The 19183-nt window shown below is 70.6% G+C and carries 16 protein-coding genes; 12 read left to right on the top strand and 4 right to left on the bottom strand.

Translation table 11 applies throughout. From position 1 onward, the window contains the following. The first annotated feature begins 55 nt into the window (after window positions 1-55). Window positions 56-562: an OsmC family protein gene (locus tag ACTJI8_RS04495; protein ID WP_440732192.1), complete on the top strand. Its 507-nt coding sequence runs from the start codon at window positions 56-58 to the stop codon at window positions 560-562. A 9-nt stretch (window positions 563-571) separates the two neighbouring features. Here the strand turns inward: ACTJI8_RS04495 and ACTJI8_RS04490 are convergent, their stop codons facing one another. Beyond that, window positions 572-1261, bottom strand: coding sequence for a lysophospholipid acyltransferase family protein (locus ACTJI8_RS04490; protein WP_440732444.1), 690 nt, complete (start codon window positions 1259-1261; stop codon window positions 572-574). Between the two features lie 257 nt (window positions 1262-1518). Between ACTJI8_RS04490 and ACTJI8_RS04485 the strand changes: the two genes are divergently transcribed. From ACTJI8_RS04485 to ACTJI8_RS04470, 4 genes are all read left to right on the top strand, one after another. Beyond that, window positions 1519-2487, top strand: coding sequence for an FKBP-type peptidyl-prolyl cis-trans isomerase (locus tag ACTJI8_RS04485; protein WP_440732191.1), 969 nt, complete (start codon window positions 1519-1521; stop codon window positions 2485-2487). A gap of 86 nt (window positions 2488-2573) precedes the next feature. Further along, on the top strand, window positions 2574-3659 hold the full coding sequence (gene dxr / locus ACTJI8_RS04480) for a 1-deoxy-D-xylulose-5-phosphate reductoisomerase (RefSeq protein ID WP_440732190.1): 1086 nt from the start codon (window positions 2574-2576) through the stop codon (window positions 3657-3659). An 80-nt stretch (window positions 3660-3739) separates the two neighbouring features. After that, the gene (locus tag ACTJI8_RS04475) at window positions 3740-5071 is read left to right on the top strand and encodes a M50 family metallopeptidase (RefSeq protein WP_440732189.1); all 1332 of its coding nucleotides are present in this window, start codon (window positions 3740-3742) and stop codon (window positions 5069-5071) included. 115 nt (window positions 5072-5186) lie between these two features. Beyond that, entirely contained in the window at window positions 5187-7250 is a 2064-nt protein-coding gene (locus ACTJI8_RS04470; protein WP_440732188.1) for a PKD domain-containing protein, read from the top strand. Between the two features lie 68 nt (window positions 7251-7318). Here ACTJI8_RS04470 and ACTJI8_RS04465 read toward each other — a convergent pair whose 3' ends face one another. Further along, the gene (locus ACTJI8_RS04465) at window positions 7319-9223 is read right to left on the bottom strand and encodes an anthranilate synthase family protein (RefSeq protein ID WP_440732187.1); all 1905 of its coding nucleotides are present in this window, start codon (window positions 9221-9223) and stop codon (window positions 7319-7321) included. A 236-nt stretch (window positions 9224-9459) separates the two neighbouring features. Here ACTJI8_RS04465 and ispG point away from each other — a divergent pair, with 236 nt between their 5' ends. Together ispG and ACTJI8_RS04455 are read left to right on the top strand one after the other, a co-directional pair. Beyond that, entirely contained in the window at window positions 9460-10611 is a 1152-nt protein-coding gene (ispG, locus tag ACTJI8_RS04460; RefSeq protein WP_440732186.1) for a flavodoxin-dependent (E)-4-hydroxy-3-methylbut-2-enyl-diphosphate synthase, read from the top strand. Then, on the top strand, window positions 10608-11474 hold the full coding sequence (locus ACTJI8_RS04455) for a hypothetical protein (protein ID WP_440732185.1): 867 nt from the start codon (window positions 10608-10610) through the stop codon (window positions 11472-11474). The genes ispG and ACTJI8_RS04455 overlap by 4 nt, the downstream gene beginning before the upstream one ends. Here the strand turns inward: ACTJI8_RS04455 and ACTJI8_RS04450 are convergent. Together ACTJI8_RS04450 and ACTJI8_RS04445 are read right to left on the bottom strand one after the other, a co-directional pair. Beyond that, complete coding sequence (locus tag ACTJI8_RS04450) at window positions 11471-12823, bottom strand: erythromycin esterase family protein (protein ID WP_440732184.1); 1353 nt, start codon at window positions 12821-12823, stop codon at window positions 11471-11473. The two genes, ACTJI8_RS04455 and ACTJI8_RS04450, sit on opposite strands and share 4 nt — an antisense overlap. Next, the gene (locus ACTJI8_RS04445; protein ID WP_440732183.1) at window positions 12810-14228 is read right to left on the bottom strand and encodes an RNB domain-containing ribonuclease; all 1419 of its coding nucleotides are present in this window, start codon (window positions 14226-14228) and stop codon (window positions 12810-12812) included. The genes ACTJI8_RS04450 and ACTJI8_RS04445 overlap by 14 nt, the downstream gene beginning before the upstream one ends. A gap of 52 nt (window positions 14229-14280) precedes the next feature. On the opposite strand from ACTJI8_RS04445, the gene ACTJI8_RS04440 reads away from it, so the two are divergent. The 5 genes from ACTJI8_RS04440 (at window position 14281) to ACTJI8_RS04420 (ending at window position 19180) form a co-directional block, all read left to right on the top strand. Continuing rightward, window positions 14281-15054 carry an isocitrate lyase/PEP mutase family protein gene (locus ACTJI8_RS04440; protein ID WP_440732182.1) on the top strand — a complete coding sequence of 258 codons (774 nt, stop codon included), beginning with the start codon at window positions 14281-14283 and terminating at the stop codon, window positions 15052-15054. 91 nt (window positions 15055-15145) lie between these two features. Further along, entirely contained in the window at window positions 15146-16903 is a 1758-nt protein-coding gene (locus ACTJI8_RS04435; protein ID WP_440732181.1) for a proline--tRNA ligase, read from the top strand. A 130-nt stretch (window positions 16904-17033) separates the two neighbouring features. After that, window positions 17034-17630 carry a pyridoxamine 5'-phosphate oxidase family protein gene (locus ACTJI8_RS04430; protein ID WP_440732180.1) on the top strand — a complete coding sequence of 199 codons (597 nt, stop codon included), beginning with the start codon at window positions 17034-17036 and terminating at the stop codon, window positions 17628-17630. Then, window positions 17627-18067 (top strand): cupin domain-containing protein, encoded by a 441-nt coding sequence (locus ACTJI8_RS04425; RefSeq protein ID WP_440732179.1) that lies wholly within the window; start codon window positions 17627-17629, stop codon window positions 18065-18067. Before ACTJI8_RS04430 ends, ACTJI8_RS04425 begins: the two co-directional genes overlap by 4 nt. Before the next feature lie 72 nt (window positions 18068-18139). Further along, the gene (locus ACTJI8_RS04420; RefSeq protein ID WP_440732178.1) at window positions 18140-19180 is read left to right on the top strand and encodes a TIGR00730 family Rossman fold protein; all 1041 of its coding nucleotides are present in this window, start codon (window positions 18140-18142) and stop codon (window positions 19178-19180) included. Window positions 19181-19183 lie beyond the last annotated feature (3 nt).

The following is a 19183-nucleotide window of genomic DNA, read 5'->3' as shown; positions in this document are numbered from 1 at the left end:
CCGTCGACAGGCGGCATTCGGGCCGGCGCCGGCCGGATCCTGGCACCATGGATGTATGAGCCTCGGCACGCACCGCTACGCCCTCACGACGACCTGGACCGGCAACCGGGGAACGGGCACCTCGGGCTATCGCGACTATGACCGCGCGAGCACTTTGAGCGTCGCGGGCAAGCCGGACGTGCTGGCCTCGTCGGACAAGCCGTTCCGGGGCGATCCCACCCGCTGGAACCCCGAGGATCTGCTTCTCGCGGCGCTCAGCGAGTGCCATCTGCTGAGCTATCTGCACGCCTGCGTGACGGCAGGCGTCGTGGTCGTCGACTACCGTGACGAGGCCACCGGCACGATGCAGGAGGACGGGCGCGGCGGCGGGGCGTTCACCGAGGTGACACTGCACCCCGTGGTCACGATCGCCGAGCAGTCCATGCGCGAAGCCGCGGAGTCCGCGCATGCGCAGGCCAACGCGTGGTGCTTCATCGCGAACTCGGTGTCGTTCCCGGTGCATCACGAGGCCACGATCCTGGTCGCGGATGCGTCGACAGTCCCGTCCGTCGATCCGGCGTGACCCGCCCGGTCAGCGCCGCTCGTGGGGCAGCGCCTGCTTGATCTTCTCGATCGCGCCTTGCGCCGGCACCTCGTTGTAGACGCCGGCGAGCTCCTGCTCGCTGAGCGCGTGGATCGCGGCCATGATCTCGTCGGTCGCGCCGCGGCGGGCACGGCCGGAGTTCGCCGCGCCGTGGTGCGAGAGATCCAGTGGTTCGCCGAAGCGGATCGTGACCTTGGAGCCGATCTTGGGCATGCTCGCCCCGACCGGCATGGCCTTGTCGGTGCCGATCACTCCGACGGGCACCACTCTTGCCCCCGTCTGCAGCGCGAGGAAGGCGACGCCCGTGCGTCCCTTGTACAGGCGCCCGTCGGTCGAACGCGTGCCTTCCGGGTACAGCGCGACGGCGAGCCCCGCGTCCAGTAGCTTGCGCTGTTCGTCCAGGGCGTCCAGCGCGGCCTGGCCCGCGCCGCGGCGCACCGGGATCGCGCCGACCGCGCGCATGAAGTTCGCCACGAAGCGACCCTTCAGACTCGTGCCCTCGAAGTAGCTCGACTTCGCCAGGAAGTGCACGCGCCGGGGAGCTGCGACCGGGATCGCGATCGAGTCGATGAAGGAGAGGTGATTCGACGCGATGATGATCGGGCCGTCTTTCGGCACGTTCGCGCGCCCCTCGATGCGAGGGCGGTAGATGAGCCGGGTGAGCGGGATGAGGATCATCCGGCCGAGCAGATAGGTGGCACCGGCGCGATGCACCTCGTCTTCGAGATGCTCCAGCTCTGCGACGGCCTCGTCGCGGTCCGCAGACGCTGCGGGTTCGTGTTGCGGGGTCACCAGACAAGGCTAGATCAGGATCCATTCCGCGATCGGAATGGGCGCGCGAGGCGGATCGGGAGCGGATTCACACCACCTCCCAGCGGCGGCAAAGCCCGATAGGGCAGGATGGGCGGGTTCGTCTCTACGTCTCGAGGTCTTCCGTGCGCATCCGCCTTGCCGCTGCTCTGTCCGCCGTCGCAGCGACGGCTCTCCTGCTGTCCGGCTGTGCCGGTGCCGCGAACCCCTCGGCCTCGCCGTCTCCGTCGGCGTCGTCGTCGTGCCTCCTCGACGCGAAGCCGGGCAAGGCCTCCGACGCCGTCAAGGTCGAGGGCGAGGGCAAGGACCTGAAGGTCACGGTGCCCTCCGGCACCGACGTTGACGCGGCCACCGCCGTCGAGCGCACGGTGGTGAAGAAGGGCGACGGGAAGAACGTGGTCGCCGGGGATCTGGTCTCCGTGCAGTACCGCATCGTGAACGCCACGGACGGCACGGTCCTCGACTCCAGCGCCCGCGGGGTGGACGACCAGTTGCCCGTGCTGCTCGACCCGAACCAGCAGTCGCTGTTCGTCGCCGCGCTGGAATGCAAGCCGCTCGGCTCGGCGGTCGTGGTGGCAGTCCCGGGCAAGATGTTCGGTGAGGGCGGCAAGCCCGTCGTCGTCTACGCGCAGTCCACGAAGGCCCTCCCGACCGTTGCGAAGGGCAAGGAAGTGGCTCCGGTCGAGGGCATGCCGACCGTCAAGCTCGACAAGGACGGCGCTCCGGAGATCACCATCCCGAAGGCCGACCCGCCTGCGACGACCACCATCGCGAACCTCAAGCAGGGCGATGGCCCGACGGTGCAGAGCGGCGACTACGTGATCGTGCAGTACCGCGGCGTGACCTGGGCGGATGGCAAGGAGTTCGACTCCAGCTGGAAGCGGAAGGCTCCGGCGCAGTTCCAGACCACGGGCGTGGTGACCGGCTTCAAGAAGGCGCTCGAAGGCCAGAAGGTCGGCTCGCAGGTGCTGGTCGTCATCCCGCCGGCCGAAGGGTATGGCGACAAGGCCAGCGGCTCGATCCCCGCGAACTCGTCGCTGGTGTTCGTGATCGACATCCTCGGCACGGTCCCCACGGCGGCCCCCGCGCAGTGACCCGCCGCTGATCGAACGAGGGCCCGTGAGCATCGCCGATGCCACGGGCCCTCATCCGTCGGCGGAGCACGGCCTAGGCTGAGGCCATGCGTCGCGTCCTCATCCTCGGCTCCACCGGCTCCATCGGCACTCAGGCTCTCGACGTCATCAAGGCGAATCCGGATCGGTTCGAGCTGGTCGGCCTCGCCGCGGGTACGCAGGCCGACCTGCTGCAGCAGCAGGCCGAGGAGTTCGGCGTGGACGACACGGCACTCGGCGCCGCCGAGGCGGAGCAGCTGGTCCGCGACGTCGAGGCCGATGTCGTGCTCAACGCGATCACCGGATCCATCGGCCTCGGTTCGACGCTCGCGGCCCTCAAGGCCGGCCGCACGCTGGCTCTGGCGAACAAGGAGTCGCTCATCGTCGGCGGCGCCCTCGTCACCGCACTCGCGCAGCCGGGTCAGATCGTGCCCGTCGACTCCGAGCATTCCGCCATCGCGCAGGCGCTGCGCTCAGGCACCAAGCAGGAGGTGCGCCGCCTCGTCGTCACGGCCTCCGGCGGTCCCTTCCGTGGCCGGACCCGCGAGCAGATGGCCGCCGTCACACCGGCCGAGGCGTTGGCGCACCCCACCTGGGACATGGGACGGATGGTCACGACCAACTCGGCGACGCTCGTGAACAAGGGGCTCGAGGTCATCGAGGCGCATCTGCTCTTCGACGTGGACTACGAGCGGATCGAGGTGGTGGTGCACCCGCAGTCGATCGTGCACTCGATGGTGGAGTTCGTGGACGGATCCACGATCGCCCAGGCCTCTCCGCCCGACATGCGCCTGCCGATCTCGCTGGGGCTCGACTGGCCGAACCGCGTGGGCGGTGCGGGGCGGCCGATCGATTGGACGAAGGCGGCGAGCTGGACGTTCGAGCCGCTCGACAACGCGGCCTTCCCATCCGTGGTCCTGGCCAAGCAGGTCGGACGAGCGGGGCGCACCTACCCCGCCGTGTACAACGCCGCGAACGAGCAGGCCGTGAACGCCTTCCACGAGGGGCGGCTGGGCTTCCTCGCCATCGTCGACACCATCGAGCGGGTGGTCGACGCGCATGATCCGCCGGACGAGCTCACCGTCGAGAGCCTCGCCGCCGCGGAGCAGTGGGCGAGGGCGACGGCCGACCGGATGATCGCCGCTCAGGCGTGAGCTTTCGGATCCCGCGGATCCTGGCGACTGCACAGCCTCAGCACGGGCGTTTCCTAGCCCGGCACCGGTAGCGTGGCGGGGTGGAGATCCTGCTGTACGTCGCCGGCCTGCTGTTCGTGCTGGTCGGACTCGGGGTGTCGATCGCCCTGCACGAGCTGGGGCACCTCGTGCCCGCCAAGCTGTTCGGCGTGCACGTCGGCCAGTACATGATCGGCTTCGGTCCCCGGCTGTTCTCGAAGAAGATCGGCGAGACCGAGTACGGCGTCAAGGCGCTGCCGATCGGCGGCTTCATCTCGATGTCGGGCATGTACCCGCCCTCGCCCGGCGACGAGGGTGACGAGGGCGGGCGGAGCCGGTCGCGCGGCGCCTTCCGCACCCTCATCCAGGACGCCAGGGCCGCCAACGACGAGACCATCGACCCCGAGCGCGCGAGCCGCGTCTTCTACCTGCTCCCGGTCTGGAAGCGCGTCATCGTCATGTTCGGCGGACCGTTCATGAACCTCGTGCTGGCGGTCGTGATCTTCACCGTGCTGCTGAGCGGGATCGGTCTTCAGCAGGGTACGACCACCATCGCCTCGGTCTCGGAATGCGTGCTGCCGGCCGGATCCACGCAGACCTCGTGCTCCGCCTCGGATCCGGTGGCCCCTGCGGCGCAGGCCGGGGTCAAGCCGGGGGACAGGATCGTCTCGGTCGACGGGAAGGACGTCCGCACGTTCGCCGAGGCCAGCGCGATCATCCAGGCATCACCCGGAAAGGCAATCCCGCTCGTCGTCGAGCGCGCCGGATCACGGCTCACTCTGCAGCTGACCCCGGTCGCCGCGCAGCGCCAGGAGGCGGACGCCAACGGGCGCGCCGTCGTCGACGACAAGGGCAACGCCGTCATGCACACGGTCGGCTATGCCGGAGTCGGCGCCCAGCTCGCCTACGTGCAGCAGCCGCTGTCCGCGGGCTTCGAGCAGGCGATGGCGAACACCGGATCCGTCGTGCAGCTCATCGGCAACCTGCCGGTGCGGCTGTGGGATGTGGGCGTCTCCCTGGTCACCGGCACGCCGCGCGATCCGAATGGTCCGCTCAGCGTGATCGGGGTCGGCCGCATCGCCGGCGAGGTGGCGGCAGCGGATGCGCCGCTTCTGAACCGGTTCGCCGTGCTGCTGAGCCTCATGGGGTCGCTGAACATCGCGCTGTTCGTGTTCAATCTCATCCCGCTGCTGCCCCTGGACGGCGGGCACATCGTGGTCGCGCTGTGGGACGGCCTGAAGCGAGCGTGGGCGAAGCTCTTCCAGCGTCCGAAGCCCAAGCCCGTGGACGCCACGCGGCTCGTGCCGCTCACGATCGTCGTGGCGGCGCTGCTGGTCGGCATGGGCGGCCTGCTGCTCGTGGCCGACCTGTTCCACCCGGTGTCGATCGGCTGAATCACCGGGGGCGCCGCAGATCCTGATCGTGACCGTGTATCAGGGGGACAGGCGCCGACTCTCTAGGGACGTACGCTGCGGGCACCCGTAGCCGTCCCTCTAGGAAAGGCCCCCGATGAACACCGTCGCAAAGACGCGGCGTGCCGTGATCACAGGTCTTGCGATCGCCCTCGCCACCGCCCTCCTCACACCGGCTCCCGCCTTCGCGAGTCCGGTCGGCCAGAACCAGACCGTCGCCTTCAGCCAGGCGATGGATCTGCCCGCCGCCGACTACACCGTCACCGGTGCCCTGAACGGCACCGCGACCCTCACCACCCACCTGGCGCTCGCGCAGTCGGACGTCGTCTCCGCCGGATGGGACGACAGCACGGTCCGCCAGGGAGGAGCGGTCGATCCGGTTCTCACCCGGCAGCCCGGCGCCGGCACGCTCACCGTGGAGCACACCGTCGGCTTCTCCGGGTCGGTGGACGTCAGCGGCAGCTCCGTCCCCATCGCGTTCGCGCCCACGGTCATGAACGCCAGCACGCCGTGCACCCTCGGCGCGGATGGCGACACCGCCACGTGCATCGCAGAGTCCAGCGACGTGACCGTGGTCCCGCCGCCGTGCCCTGACATCCCCGGATCGGTCCCCGACGCCAACACATGCCCGCTCAACCCGCAGGTCTCGGCAAAGCTGCGCACGACCGCGACGTTCTCGGTGTCCGCGGTTGCGGCGACGAGGTCGCTGAACGGACAGATCGGCCCTCTGGACCTCGGCACCGGCCAGCCGGTGACGGATCAGGTGTCGGTGCCCTGCACGACGCCGGTGGGCTCCCCGGTGACGTACGGACTGTCCGGCCTCGGGCTGCAGGGCACCGTGCACACGGTGACCGAGCTGGTCTGGACGGTCGAGGTCTCGGCTCCGGCGGTCATCCCGATCGTGGTGCCGTACCCGCCGTTCACTCTCCCGGGCGCACCGAACATCACGGTGTACGACACGACCGATACGCTCGCCACCAACGACAGCGGGTTCGCCGAGACGGCACCCGACGTGACCTACGCGCTCGGCAGCGCGATGGCGAACAACGTGCCGCCCACCGTGACGGCCGCTCCGACCTTCACCGGAGACGAGGGGAGTGCGATCCCGTTCAGCGCGGTCGCGACAGGACCGTGCGCCGCGGGAGCCACGTTCGTGTGGAGCTTCTCCGACGGAGGCACCGCATACGGCAGCCCCACGACGCACGTGTTCGCGGAGTCCGGTCCGTTCTCGGGCATGGTCGCCGCGACCGACGTGACGGGCCTGTCCGGCACGACGACGTTCGGCGTCGGGGTGAACAACCTTCCGCCGGCCGTGATCGTGACGCCGGCCGACCCGACCGTCGCATGGGGGCGTCCGCTGACGCTGCAGGCGCAGGCAACGGATCCGGGCGCCGCCGAGCAGTCCACGCTGACGTACGCGTGGGACTTCCACGACGGCTCGGCGATCGTGACGGGCGGACCCTCGGAGACGCACCAGTGGGCGGATCCGGGAACCGCGCAGGTCACCGTGACGGTGTGCGATCGCCACGGCGCCTGCACCGCCAAGGACGTCTCGGTCACGGTGCGCGCCCGCAGTACGAGCACGTCGTTCACGGGCGATCTGACGGCGACCTACTCGGCCCCTGTCGCCTACCGGGGCGCGGTGATCGACGAGTTCGGGCGGCCCGTCAACGGCGCGGCGGTGGCCTTCACCACGGCCGGCGGTGCGACGCAGCTCGCCACGGCGACCGCGGACGGCTCCGGGACAGCCGCGGCGACCGTGACGGAGACGCTCCCGAGCGGCTCCTATCCGATCACCGCGGCGTTCGCGGGCGATGCCCGGTACGTCGCGAGCAGCTCCGCGGCCGTCTCGCAGACGGTGACGTCGATGGCCTCGGCGATCGCCTACACGGGCACGCTGTCCAGCAAGCCGAACGCGAAGATCCCGCTGTCCGCGACCGTGACCGACGTGCTCGGCCGTCCGATCGCGAACCAGACCGTGACGTTCGTGATCGGCAGCCAGACCGTGACCGCCCAGACGGGCGCGAACGGGGTGGCCTCCACCGCACTGAAGCTGACGCTGAAGCCGGGCACCTACCCGGTCTCCGTGTCCTGGGCCGGGATCGCCGGACGGTATGCCGGGGCGAGCTGGAGCGGAAGTTTCAAGCTGAACACCAAATAGGCGATGCCTGCCGAGGAGGCGCCGTCGGGATCGGCGGCGCCTCCTCGTGCGCCAAGGGGAGGCCGGGCTCAGCGCCCGTCGAGCGCGTGCCCGACGAGGCGCTGCAGCGTCGTCATCCCGTCCCGGGACAGGATCGACTCCAGGTGGCCCTGCACCGACGCGAACCCCGGCCCGCGCAGCGCGTACACATCGCCGGAGATCGGATCCGCCGACACCTCGGCCACGCCGGCTGCCGTCGTGCCCGGCGCCACGCGTGCCGTGAACGTGTTGTAGAAGCCGATCGAGGCGTCCTGGCCGAACACCGGCACCGACTTCTGCAGCCCCTGGTGCGGGCTGGCGAGCGGTGCGAGCGCGATCCCGAGGGAGTCCGCGAGGATCTGGTGGCTGAGGCACACGGCGAGCAGCGGGCGTCCGTTCTCGCGGCGCCGTGCGACGAGCGCACGCATCCGGGCGATGCGGGTCGAGGAGTCGTCTCGCGGATCGCCCGGGCCCGGGCCCGCGATGAGCAGATCCGCGGCGTCGATCTCCGCGTCGTCGGCGTCGGCCCACGGCTGGATCCGCACGTCGAGTCCGAGGTGGCGCAGCTGGTGCGCGAGCATCGTCGTGAACCGGTCCTCGGCGTCGACCACCACGGCCGTGCGGCCGGCGAAGGGCGCGGTGGCCGTCGCCCCGGTGCCGCCATCCTGCGGGTTGATCCAGAACTCCGCGAGGCGGGCGTTGCGGGAGGCGAGCAGCGCCTGGATCCCGGGATCCTCGGCCGGGGTCGAGCCGGATCCGGGGGCGTCGGCGTCCTCGCGCGCCTCGGCGGCGGTGTCCCGCGACACGGCGCCGATCGCGCCCAGCACGCCGGCGGCCTTGCCGTGGGTCTCGCCGACCTCGCCGGCGGGGTCGGAGTGGCGCACGAGCGTGGCGCCGACCGGGACGCTCACCTCGCCGTCCTTCAGATAGACGGTGCGGATGAGGATCGGCGCGTCCAGGTCGTGTCCGCCGGCATCGTTCGGGGTGAAGAGCGCTGCCACGCCCGAGTAGTAGCCGCGGGGCTTGCGCTCGTGCCGGCGGATCACCGTGCACGCGTTCTGCATCGGGGATCCGGTCACGGTCGGCGCGAACATCGTCTCGCGCAGGATGTCGCGCGGGTCCAGTCGGCTGCTGCCGCGCAGCATGTACTCGGTGTGGGTGAGGCGCGACATCTGCTTGAGGTGCGGACCGGTGATCCGGCCGCCGTCGGAGCAGACGGCGCTCATCATCTTGAGCTCCTCATCGACCACCATGAAAAGCTCCTCCGTCTCCTTCGTGGAGGAGAGGAATTCGCCGAGCGCGGCCGTCGTCGAGCCGCCGGCAGGATGGCGGAACGTGCCGGAGATCGGATTCATCGTCACAACGCCGCCCTGCGCGACGACGTGCGCCTCCGGGCTCGCGCCGACGGCGACCACGCCCGGGGTGACGACCGCGAACGTCCAGTATGCGCCGCGCTCGTGCTCGAGCAGCGCCCGGAACCAGGTGAGCGCCGCCGTGCGCTCCGCGTCGGGGATCGCCGTGTCGATGCGGGCCGTGTAGTCGCGGCGGATCACGAAGTTGGCGCCCTCACCGCGGCCGATCTCGTCGGCGATCACGCGCTCGACGATGGCCGCATACTCCTCGTCGCTGAGGTCGAAGCCACCGTCGTGCAGCGGGATCGGATCGGCGGGCAGCGCCGCCCGCACCTCGTCGGCCGGCAGGTACTGGTGCTCGTCCACGATCAGGCAGCGCAGCGGGGCGCCGTCGTCCTGCGCCTCGAAGCCACGCTCGCGCACCTGGCGATAGGGGACGAGTGAGAACACCTCCCGGCGTTCGTCACCGGAGCCGAGGGGGATGTCGGCGAGGTTGGTCACATCGACGATCTCGCCGGTGAGCAGCTCGACGCTGTCCGAGCCCTCGCGGGCAAGCAGGACGAACGACGAGTCGAGAGCGTGGATCCGGTCGGCGGTGGTCATGAAGGTGCTCCTGAGAGAGGGATCCGACGCGGCAGAAACGACAAGACCGCCCCGGAAGGCGGTCTGGATCGTGGGTCGCGAACTCTCCGCCTAAGAGGCGGGCCACCAAGAGCGGTTCGCGGACATGCGCCGAAACTACCACAACGGTGCAGCGGGGCAGCACGTCATGACGTTCGCGGCGCGCGCTCAGCTCGCGCGCGGATCCCGTCCAGCCGCGCACGGGTAACCTGGGAGACGTGCCAGCCGTGAACCTGGGGATGCCCAAGATCCCCGACGTCCTCGCCCCGCGACGCAAGAGCCGCCAGATCAAGGTGGGCAAGGTGCTCGTCGGTGGCGGTGCTCCTGTCAGCGTGCAGTCGATGACGACCACCAAGACCACCGATATCAACGGGACGCTGCAGCAGATCGCCGAGCTCACGGCCTCCGGCTGCGAGATCGTGCGCGTCGCCGTGCCGTCGCAGGACGACGCGGATGTGCTGCACATCATCGCGAAGAAGAGCCAGATCCCGGTCATCGCCGACATCCACTTCCAGCCGAAGTACGTGTTCCAGGCGATCGACGCCGGCTGCGCGGCGGTGCGTGTGAACCCGGGCAACATCCGCAAGTTCGACGACCAGGTCGGCGCCATCGCCGCAGCGGCGAAGGCCGCGGGCGTGTCGCTGCGCATCGGCGTGAACGCCGGCTCTCTCGACCCGCGCCTGCTCGAGAAGTACGGCAAGGCCACTCCGGAGGCGCTCGCCGAGAGCGCGCGCTGGGAGGCGTCGCTGTTCGAGGAGCACGACTTCCACGACTTCAAGATCTCCGTCAAGCACAACGACCCGGTCGTGATGGTGAAGGCCTACCGCCTTCTCGCCGCGATGGGCGACTGGCCGCTGCACCTCGGCGTCACCGAGGCGGGCCCCGCGTTCCAGGGCACCATCAAGTCGGCGACCGCGTTCGGGATCCTGCTCGGCGAGGGCATCGGCGACACGATCCGCGTGTCCCTGTCGGCGCCCCCCGCCGAAGAGGTCAAGGTCGGGCACCAGATCCTGCAGTCCCTGAACCTGCGCGAGCGCAAGCTCGAGATCGTGTCCTGCCCGTCCTGCGGGCGCGCCCAGGTCGACGTCTACACGCTCGCCGAGAACGTGACCGAGGGTCTCAAGGACATGACCGTGCCGCTGCGCGTGGCCGTCATGGGCTGCGTCGTGAACGGCCCGGGCGAGGCCCGCGAGGCCGACCTCGGCGTCGCCTCCGGCAACGGCAAGGGACAGATCTTCGTCAAGGGCGAGGTCATCAAGACCGTGCCCGAGGAGGACATCGTGGCCACGCTCATCGAGGAGGCGAACCGCATCGCCGAGGAGATGGGCCCGGGCGCGCCGCTCGGCACCGCGCAGGTCGTCACCTCGTGACCAGCGCCACGATCGTCACCTTCCCTTCGGGGTCCCTCGTCGAGTCCGCGCGTGTCGTGGGTGTGCATCCGGCGGACGACGGCGCCGTCGTCGTCCTGGACCGCACCCCGTTCCACCCGGTCGACCACACCTGGCCGGACCAGCCGGGGGACCGGGGTTCGCTACGCGTGGACGACGTCGAGGTCGCGGTGACCGAGGCGGTCATGGCGGCGGTGAGCGACGAGGGCGAGGTCGCGGTCGGAGCGGACATCCCGGTCAAGCGCGGCGCGGAGGGCTGGACCTGGCTCGTCGGGCACCGCATCGAGGTGGTTCCGTCGGCGCTCGCCGCCGGGGCTGCGGCCGAGGCCACCGTCGATGCGGCGTACCGCGCGGGGCTGAGCCGCGGGCACACCGCCTGTCACCTCGCTTCGCTGGCCCTGGACCTCGCGGTCGCCGACCTGTGGCGCAAGGACGCCGGATCCGACGCGCTGGGGAACCCCGACTTCGAGGGGCGCGCGAATCAGACCAGTTTCATCCATGAGGACGGCGCGGTCGATGAGTACCGCCTCGGCAAGAGCCTGCGCAAGGCCGGCTTCGACACCGAGGGCTTCGCCGCCTCGCTGGGGGAGCGCGAGGAGCGCATCAACGCGCAGCTCGCCGCGTGGGTCGCGTCCGGGGCACCGAGCCGGGTCGAGGTCGAGGGCGAGACCATCGTCGATCGCCGCCGCTGGGTGTGCGAGCTGCCCGAGGGCACCGCGTCGATCCTGTGCGGAGGCACGCATGCCTCGTCCCTCGCGGAGTTCGTGTCGATCACGGTGACGCTGGATCTTTCCGATCCGCAGCTGCTGGTGATGACGACGTCGGCGGGCCCCGTACAGGCTTAGCGCCGCTCCAACCCCCGATCGTCGATCCAGGTCCGCCACGGCGACACCGTCCGGACGAATGCCACGGCATCGAACGCGTCCCGTGCATGGCCGGGCTGGATCACGTCGCCGTTGTGCCAGCCGGTGGTCGCGTCGAGCGCGGAGGCGGGGCCCGGGGGGAGCGTGCGCAGGTCCACCACGGCGTCACCGATGCCCGAGCGTGCCAGCACCGCGTCCAGGCTGGACTCCTCGAGTGGTGCGAGCGGGGCGATGAACGGACGGGAGTGTCCGGGCGGATCCGCGGGGTCCGGCCGGTGCAGCCATTGCTCGCCGCCGCCGAACGCGGTGCCGATCACCACGAGGTCGTCGCCGAGCCGATCGGCGAGATGCCCGCCCAAGGTCGTCATCTCCTCCAGTACGAACGGGGGAGCGGAGAACGGGGTGCGCTGCACGTGCCCGTTGGCCGCGGCGACGAGGATGCGGGGCTCGCGCTGCAGGATCCACTCGACGGTGTCGGCCATCCATTCGTCACGGATGTTCGCGGCAGGCCAGGTCCGGGTAGGGCCGGCGGTCATCGCCTGCAGGAATGCGTCGGCTGCGCGGGCGGCCTCCGCCGCACGGATCGCGAAGTCCACGCGCGCCTCGGCGTCCGCGTCGCCGCCGAGCCCGGCGATTTCCTCGCGTCGGCGGGCGCGGATCCGTGCGGCGAGGTCGGCGATGCCGACCGTGATCGCGGCGCGATCCGGGTCGGGCAATGTCAGATACGCCTGGATCGACGGCGCCGCCTGTGCCAGGCCGGCGCGGTCGTCGGGAAGATACGCGAACCGGGGCAGCACTGCGGCGCGCACGTGTGCGGCGTAGAGCGGATCCGCTTCGTCGAGCACCTCGAGCGCGGCCATGATGCCCGGCAGTGCGCTCGCCGAGGAGTCGGGCAAGTCCATCCCGTACCACCGCGGAGCCGATCGTCCGGTCGCGGTGCGCTCGCGCATCCAGGTGAGCTGATCGAGCATCTCCTGGCACGCGCCGAACCGGTACGAGACCCCGTCGCGCAGGGCGTTGCGCAGGCCGTCACTGCCGGTGCGGATCCATCCGTCGACGTGCCGACCTTCAGGCAGGCCGCTCTCCGCTACCAGCGCCGTGAACCCGGCGCGACGATGGAGGAATCGGAACAGGCGATGGCGCAGTGCGAAGAACTCGTGCACGCGGTGCATCGACTCGCCGATCGCGACGACACGGGCATCGCCCACGATGTCCAGAAGCGGCTCGAGGTCCGCGTCGTCCTCCTCGTCGGGGTTGAGCGTGCGCAGACGATGCGCGTGGGTGCGCAGCCACGCCGAGAGCGCCTCCGCAGAGTCGTCAGACGACGGCAAAGGAGACCTGCCCCTTCGCGACGTCGACCGAGTCCAGCCTCACCCGGATCGTCGACCCTGCCACTGCCGAATCCGGCAGCCCCAGCGATGCGGTCACGGGCGGATCCGTGATCTGCACCGTTCCACGCGTACCGCCCCGGCGGATCACGACCGCATCGAAGGTCTCGCCGACGCGCGGTGCCAGCAGAGCCGCCTCCACGAGGTCGAGGGTGCGCGAGTTCAGCGTCGACGAGCGCTGAGCGGACGCGCGCATGAGGTCCGGAACCTGCGCCAGGCTCTCGTGCACCCATGCCGGGATCACCTCGCCGCGGCTCACGGCCAGCGAGATCGTGAGCGACCAGCGGTCGACGAGGCGCCGCAGCGGTGCGGTGGCATGGGCGTACGGCGCAGCGATCGCCGCCTGCGTCGTCTCCGCCGGCGCCTCGCCGTCGAACGCGACGTACCCCGCACCGCGGAACAGCGCCGACGCCGCCTCCAGGATCGGCAGGGTGCGCGGGTCGTCCTTGCCGAGTCCTCGCAGGTAGTCGCCGTACCGTCCGCCGGTCCACGGCACGCCGAGCGCCTCGGTCTGCCGCCGGAACGTCTCGAACGCGGCGTCGTCGGGCTGAGGCATGGTGCGCAGGATCCCCACTTTGGCCTGCAGCATCAGCTGCGCCGCCGCCATGCCCGTCATGAGCGACAGCTGCGCGTTCCAATCCTCGATCGGCAGTGGCGAGCGACGGTCGATCGCGTACGAGCCGTCGTCGCGGCGCACCACTTCTTCGTCGGGCAGATTCAGGCTCGCGCCGCCGCGCTGCGCCTCCTGGTCCAGGCGCAGCCGGCCGACCTCGGGCAGGAGCGCAGCCGGTGTGTCCCGTCCGGCGTCGAGGTCGGCCTGGGTCGTGACGTAGTCCAGCTTCGCGCGGGACCGGATCAGCGCCCGCTCGAGACGGGTATCGGTGACGGATCCGGCAGCGTCGAGTGCGAAGGTCCAGACCAGAGCCGGACGGTCCTGATCCGGCAGCAGCGAGGCGCGGTCCTCGCTGAGCACCGGCGGATGCAGTGGGATCGTGCCGTCCGCGGCATACAGCGTCTCGCCGCGGGCGCGAGCCGCCTCGTCGAGCGCGCCACCCGGCGTCACGAACGACGGGACGTCCGCGATCGCGTACCGCACGGTGTAGCCGGATCCGCTCCGCTCGATCTGGAAGGCCTGGTCGAGATCCATGGATCCGGCCGGGTCCAGCGTCGCGAACGCGATGTCGCGCAGGTCCAGGTCCGGCGTCGGAGCCGTGGCGGACGCCGCCTCGGCGAGCGCCTCGGGCGAGAACTCGGTGGGCGCGTCGATCTCGGTGCGCAGGGCCGCGAGCGCGGTGGCGAGCTCTGACTGCGCGGCGGACGGGGCGACGTGCGATCGGCGCTGAGGCATGGGTTCAGCCTAAGCCGGGCCCCCTGTCGAGGGCGGGCATTAGCGTGGTGTCATGACCAGCACCGCCGACAAGGCCCGCACCCTCGCCGCGCTCTACGCGGCCCCCGAGATCCTCCGCGTCGTCAACGTGTGGGACGTCGTCTCCGCAAAGGCGATCGCCGCCCTTCCGGAGACCACGGCCATCGCCACGGCCGGCCATTCGATCGCCTCGTCCTTCGGCTACGCCGACGGCGCGATCCCGCGCGAGCTCATGCTCGACATGGTCGGGCGCATCGCCGCCGCCGTGGAGCTGCCCGTGACCGCTGATCTCGACGACGGCTACGACGACGCGGGGGAGACGGTTCGTCTCGCGATCGGCGCGGGCGTGGTCGGCGCCAACGTCGAGGACCGGCTGCGCCCCCTCGCCGAGGCGGCGGCGAATGTCGAGGCGATGATCCGCGCAGGTTCGGCCGAGGGCGTCCCGTTCGTGCTGAACGCGCGCACCGACGCCTTCGTCCGCGGTGGCGGACGCCCGGCCTCCGAGTCGCTCGCCGACGCGATCGAGCGCGGCCGCGCCTACCTGGACGCCGGAGCCACCTGCGTGTTCGTGCCGGGCATCCTCGACGCCGACACCACCCGCGCCCTCGTCGACGGGATCGGGCACGGCAAGGTCAGCGTGATCGGTCTGCCCGGCGCGCTCACCTCGACCGAGTACGAGGCGCTCGGCGCCGCCCGCATCTCCTTCGGTCCGCTGCCGCAGCGGGTCGCCCTCACCGCGCTGCAGGACAACGCCGCCGAGATCTACGCCGGGGGCATCATCCCGGCGAACACCCGCGCGCTGAACTGACGAGCGTCGGCCCCTGAGCCGATCCGTCCGATCGATCGCCCCGCCTGCGCACCCGCACAGGCGGGGCGATCGCCGTCACTAGACTTGTGCCGTGGTGACTCGTCTCTCGAACTTCTTCCTCCGTACGCTCCGCGAAGACCCGGCCGGCGCCGAGGTTGCGAGCCACAAGCTGTTGATCCGCGCCGGATACATCCGACCGCAGGCCGCCGGCATCTTCGCCTGGCTCCCACTGGGTCTGCGCGTCAAGGCGCGGATCGAGAAGGTCGTCCGTGAGGAGATGGCTGCCGCGGGCGCTCAGGAGGTGCATTTCCCCGCCCTCATGCCGCGCGAGGCATACGAAGCGACAGGGCGCTGGGAGGAATACGGCGACCTGCTCTTCCGCCTGAACGATCGCAAGGGCGGCGACTACCTCCTCGCGCCCACACACGAAGAGGCGTTCACTCTGCTCGTGAAGGACCTGTACTCCTCGTACAAGGACCTGCCGCTGACGATCTACCAGATCCAGGACAAGTACCGGGACGAGGCACGGCCCCGGGCCGGGCTCCTGCGCGGCCGTGAGTTCACGATGAAGGACGCGTACTCCTTCGACGCCAGTGACGCCGGCCTCGACGCCAGCTATCAGGCACAGCGTGACGCCTACGAGCGGATCTTCCAGCGCCTCGGGCTGGAATACGTCATCGTGCAGGCCGATGCCGGGGCGATGGGCGGCTCCCGCAGCGAGGAGTTCCTGCACCCGACCCCCGTCGGCGAGGACACCTTCGTGCGTTCCGGTGGCGGCTACGCGGCCAACGTCGAGGCATACACGACGGCCGTCCCCGACGCGGTCCCGTTCGACGCCGACGGCGCTCCCGTGATCTTCGACTCGCCGAACACGCCCACGATCGAGACGCTCGTGGCGCACGCGAACGCGAACCTCGAGGGGGAGTTCACCGCGGCCGACACGCTCAAGAACGTCGTGCTCGCGCTCACTCACCTCGACGGCACCCGCGAACTGGTCGTCGTCGGGATCCCGGGCGACCGCGAGGTCGATGAGAAACGAGCCGAGGTCGCCTTCGCTCCCGCCGAAGTCGAAGCCGCGACGGCGGACGACTTCGAGAACAACCCGCTGCTCGTCAAGGGCTACATCGGCCCATGGTCGCCCACGGGGGCGATCCTCGGCGAGGAGTCCGCGACCGGGATCCGTTACCTCCTCGATCCCCGCATCGTCGAGGGCACGAGCTGGATCACCGGCGCCAACATCGACCAGAAGCACGCGCACTCCGTGATCGCCGGCCGTGACTTCGCCGCAGACGGCGTCGTGGAGATCGCGAACGTGCGCGAGGGCGACCCCGCGCCCGACGGATCCGGCCCGGTGCATCTCGCGCGCGGCATGGAGATCGGCCACGTCTTCCAACTCGGCCGCAAGTACGCCGAGGCGCTCGGGCTGAAGGTGCTCGACGAGAACGGCAAGCTGGTGACCGTCACGATGGGCTCCTACGGCATCGGCGTGACCCGGATCCTCGCGATCATCGCCGAGCTCAACAACGACGAGAAGGGACTGATCTGGCCCGCCGCGGTCGCGCCGTTCGACGTTCACGTGGTGGCGGCCGGTCGCGATCAGCTCGCCTTCGATGTCGCGGCTGACGTGTCCGCGCAGCTCGAGGCAGCCGGGCTCGACGTGCTGTACGACGACCGCCCCAAGGTCTCGCCCGGTGTGAAGTTCGGCGACGCCGAGCTGGTCGGCGTGCCGCGTGTGCTCGTCGTCGGCCGCGGTGCCGCCGACGGCCAGGTCGAGCTGTGGGACCGCCGCACCGGCGAACGTGACACCGTCTCCATCGAGAAGGCAGTGCAGTCGCTCACTGCGCGCTGAGCGACGACACCTTGCGAAGCCCCGTGCATCCGACGAGGATGCGCGGGGCTTCGTCGTGAGATCCGTGCGGGGCAGCCCGGTTCGCGGCGCGCTGGGCCGGCCGCCGGCGCGCGTCCTGCAGGATGGAGACATGGAGACCACGCCTGCCGCCTGGCTGCGAGCACGCCCCGCGCTCACCGGATCCGCACCGGCGCTGCACCCCGGATCGGTGCCGGACGATCCGCTCGCCCTCTTTCTGAACTGGATCACCACCGCGGCCGAGGCGGGAGTCGCCGAACCGCATGCGGCGACCCTGGCGACGGTCGATGCCGATGGCGTTCCGGACGCGCGCACGCTCATCCTCAAGGATGTCGATGAGCGCGGCTGGGCGTTCGCCGGACCGCGCTCATCCGCCAAGGGGCAGCAGCTCGCGGCGAACCCCGCGGCCGCCCTGAACTTCTGGTGGCAGCCGGTGCTGCGCGCCGTGAGGGTGCGCGGCCCTGTGCGCGAAGCCGCGTCCGACGAGAGCGCGGCCGACCTCGCGGCGCGATCGGCCGCGGCGCGGGCCGGTGTGGCTGAGGGGGACTGGGTGCTCTGGCGGATCGTGCCGAGCCGGATCGAGTTCTGGCAGGGCTCGACCGATCGTCGGCATACCCGCATCGTGTACACGCGCGACGGATCAGGATGGCTCCGGACATGGCGTGATGGTGAGGAAGCGCGCGAGAGCGCAGAGGAGGAGAGTGCATGAGCGGCTACGAGGTGATGAGCATCGGCAGCCCGGACGAATGGCGGGACTTCCACGGCGGGTTCGACGAGTCTCGCTCCCGCGACGGACGACGCGTCGTCGATCATGAGCTGACCATGCAGTACATCGGCATGACCGCCAACGCCCTGATTCCCGGCGAGGAGGCGGGCTACTGGCACACCCACTCCCGGATCGAGGAGCTCTACGTCTTCCTCGCCGGGCACGGTCAGATGGGTGTCGGCGACGATGTCGTGGAAGTCGGGCCCGGCACGGTCGTGCGCGTCGGCCAGGGTGTGCCGCGCACCTGGCGCGCGCGACCGGACAGCACCGGCGAACTGCGCTGGCTGTGCATCCGCGCCGGTGGCGAGGCGCTGCCGCACTTCCCCGACGACAGTGCGCGGCTGCCGGAGCGGCCGATGCCCTGGACTGCGCTGGGCTGAAAGAGCCCACGGGGCGACGACCGCTCCGCGCGGCGGCACCCGCCCTTCATCGCGGCGTGACACGCTGGAGGCATGACCGACGAGATCCTGCCTCCGACCCTCCGGGCCGAGATCAACACGGTGCTCGACGGCGCCGGAGTGCGCGCCGACCGGCGTCTCATCCTGCGTATGCTGCAGACCGCAGTGCTGCTCGGCGAGGACGGCGCGGACCGTCTCGACCTGAAGATCGCCTCCGCCGCGCTCAGCGAGATGCGTGATGCGTTCCGGCTGTTCGCGCCGTTCCACGGGGTTCCGAAGGTAACGGTTTTCGGATCCGCCCGCACCGCCCAGGACGACCCGCTGTACCGGCAGGCGCGCGACGTGGCGGCCGCGCTCGCCGCGGAGGGCTGGATGGTGGTCACGGGCGCGGGCCCGGGGATCATGCAGGCCGCTGCTGAGGGCGCGGGCCCCGAGCGCTCTCTCGGGGTGTCCATCCGACTCCCGTTCGAGGAGAAGGCGAACACGATCGTCGGCGAGCAGGAGCACGTCGTGGCGATGAAGTACTTCTTCACGCGCAAGCTCATGCTGATGAAGGAGTCCCGCGGCTTCATCTGCCTCCCCGGCGGCTTCGGCACCCTGGACGAGATGTTCGAGCTGCTCACCCTGCAGCAGACCGGCAAGGCCGAACCCATGCCGATCGTGCTGCTGGACGAGCCCGGCGGGACGTTCTGGCGCGGCCTGGAGCGCTTCGTGCAGGAGGACCTCGCACCGACCGGGGTGATCTCTCCCGGCGACTTCGACCGCGTCCAGATCACGGACTCGGTGTCGGAGGCGACGGCCGTCATCACCGGGTTCTGGCGCAACTACGACTCGCTGCGGTGGGTGGGCGATCTGCTGGTGCTGCGGCTGCGCGCCGCTGCGACCTCCGACGAGATCGCCCAGCTGAACGAGCAGTTCGGATCCCTGCTCTCATCCGGCCGCATCGAAGCATCCGGCCCGCACCCGGCCGAACTGGCCGACAAGGACCGGGTCGAGCTGCCGCGGCTGTCGATGCACCTGGACCAGCGCGCGGTCGGCGGCCTGTTCCGCATCATCGGTGCGATCAACCGATTCGGATCCGCGCCGCGCCGTTGACCC

The sequence above is a fragment of the Microbacterium sp. 22303 genome, assembly GCF_052045265.1.
In the GTDB taxonomy this organism is placed as follows: domain Bacteria; phylum Actinomycetota; class Actinomycetes; order Actinomycetales; family Microbacteriaceae; genus Microbacterium.
Note: the sequence above shows the minus strand (reverse complement) of the source record. Positions and strands in the feature narration are given on the sequence as shown.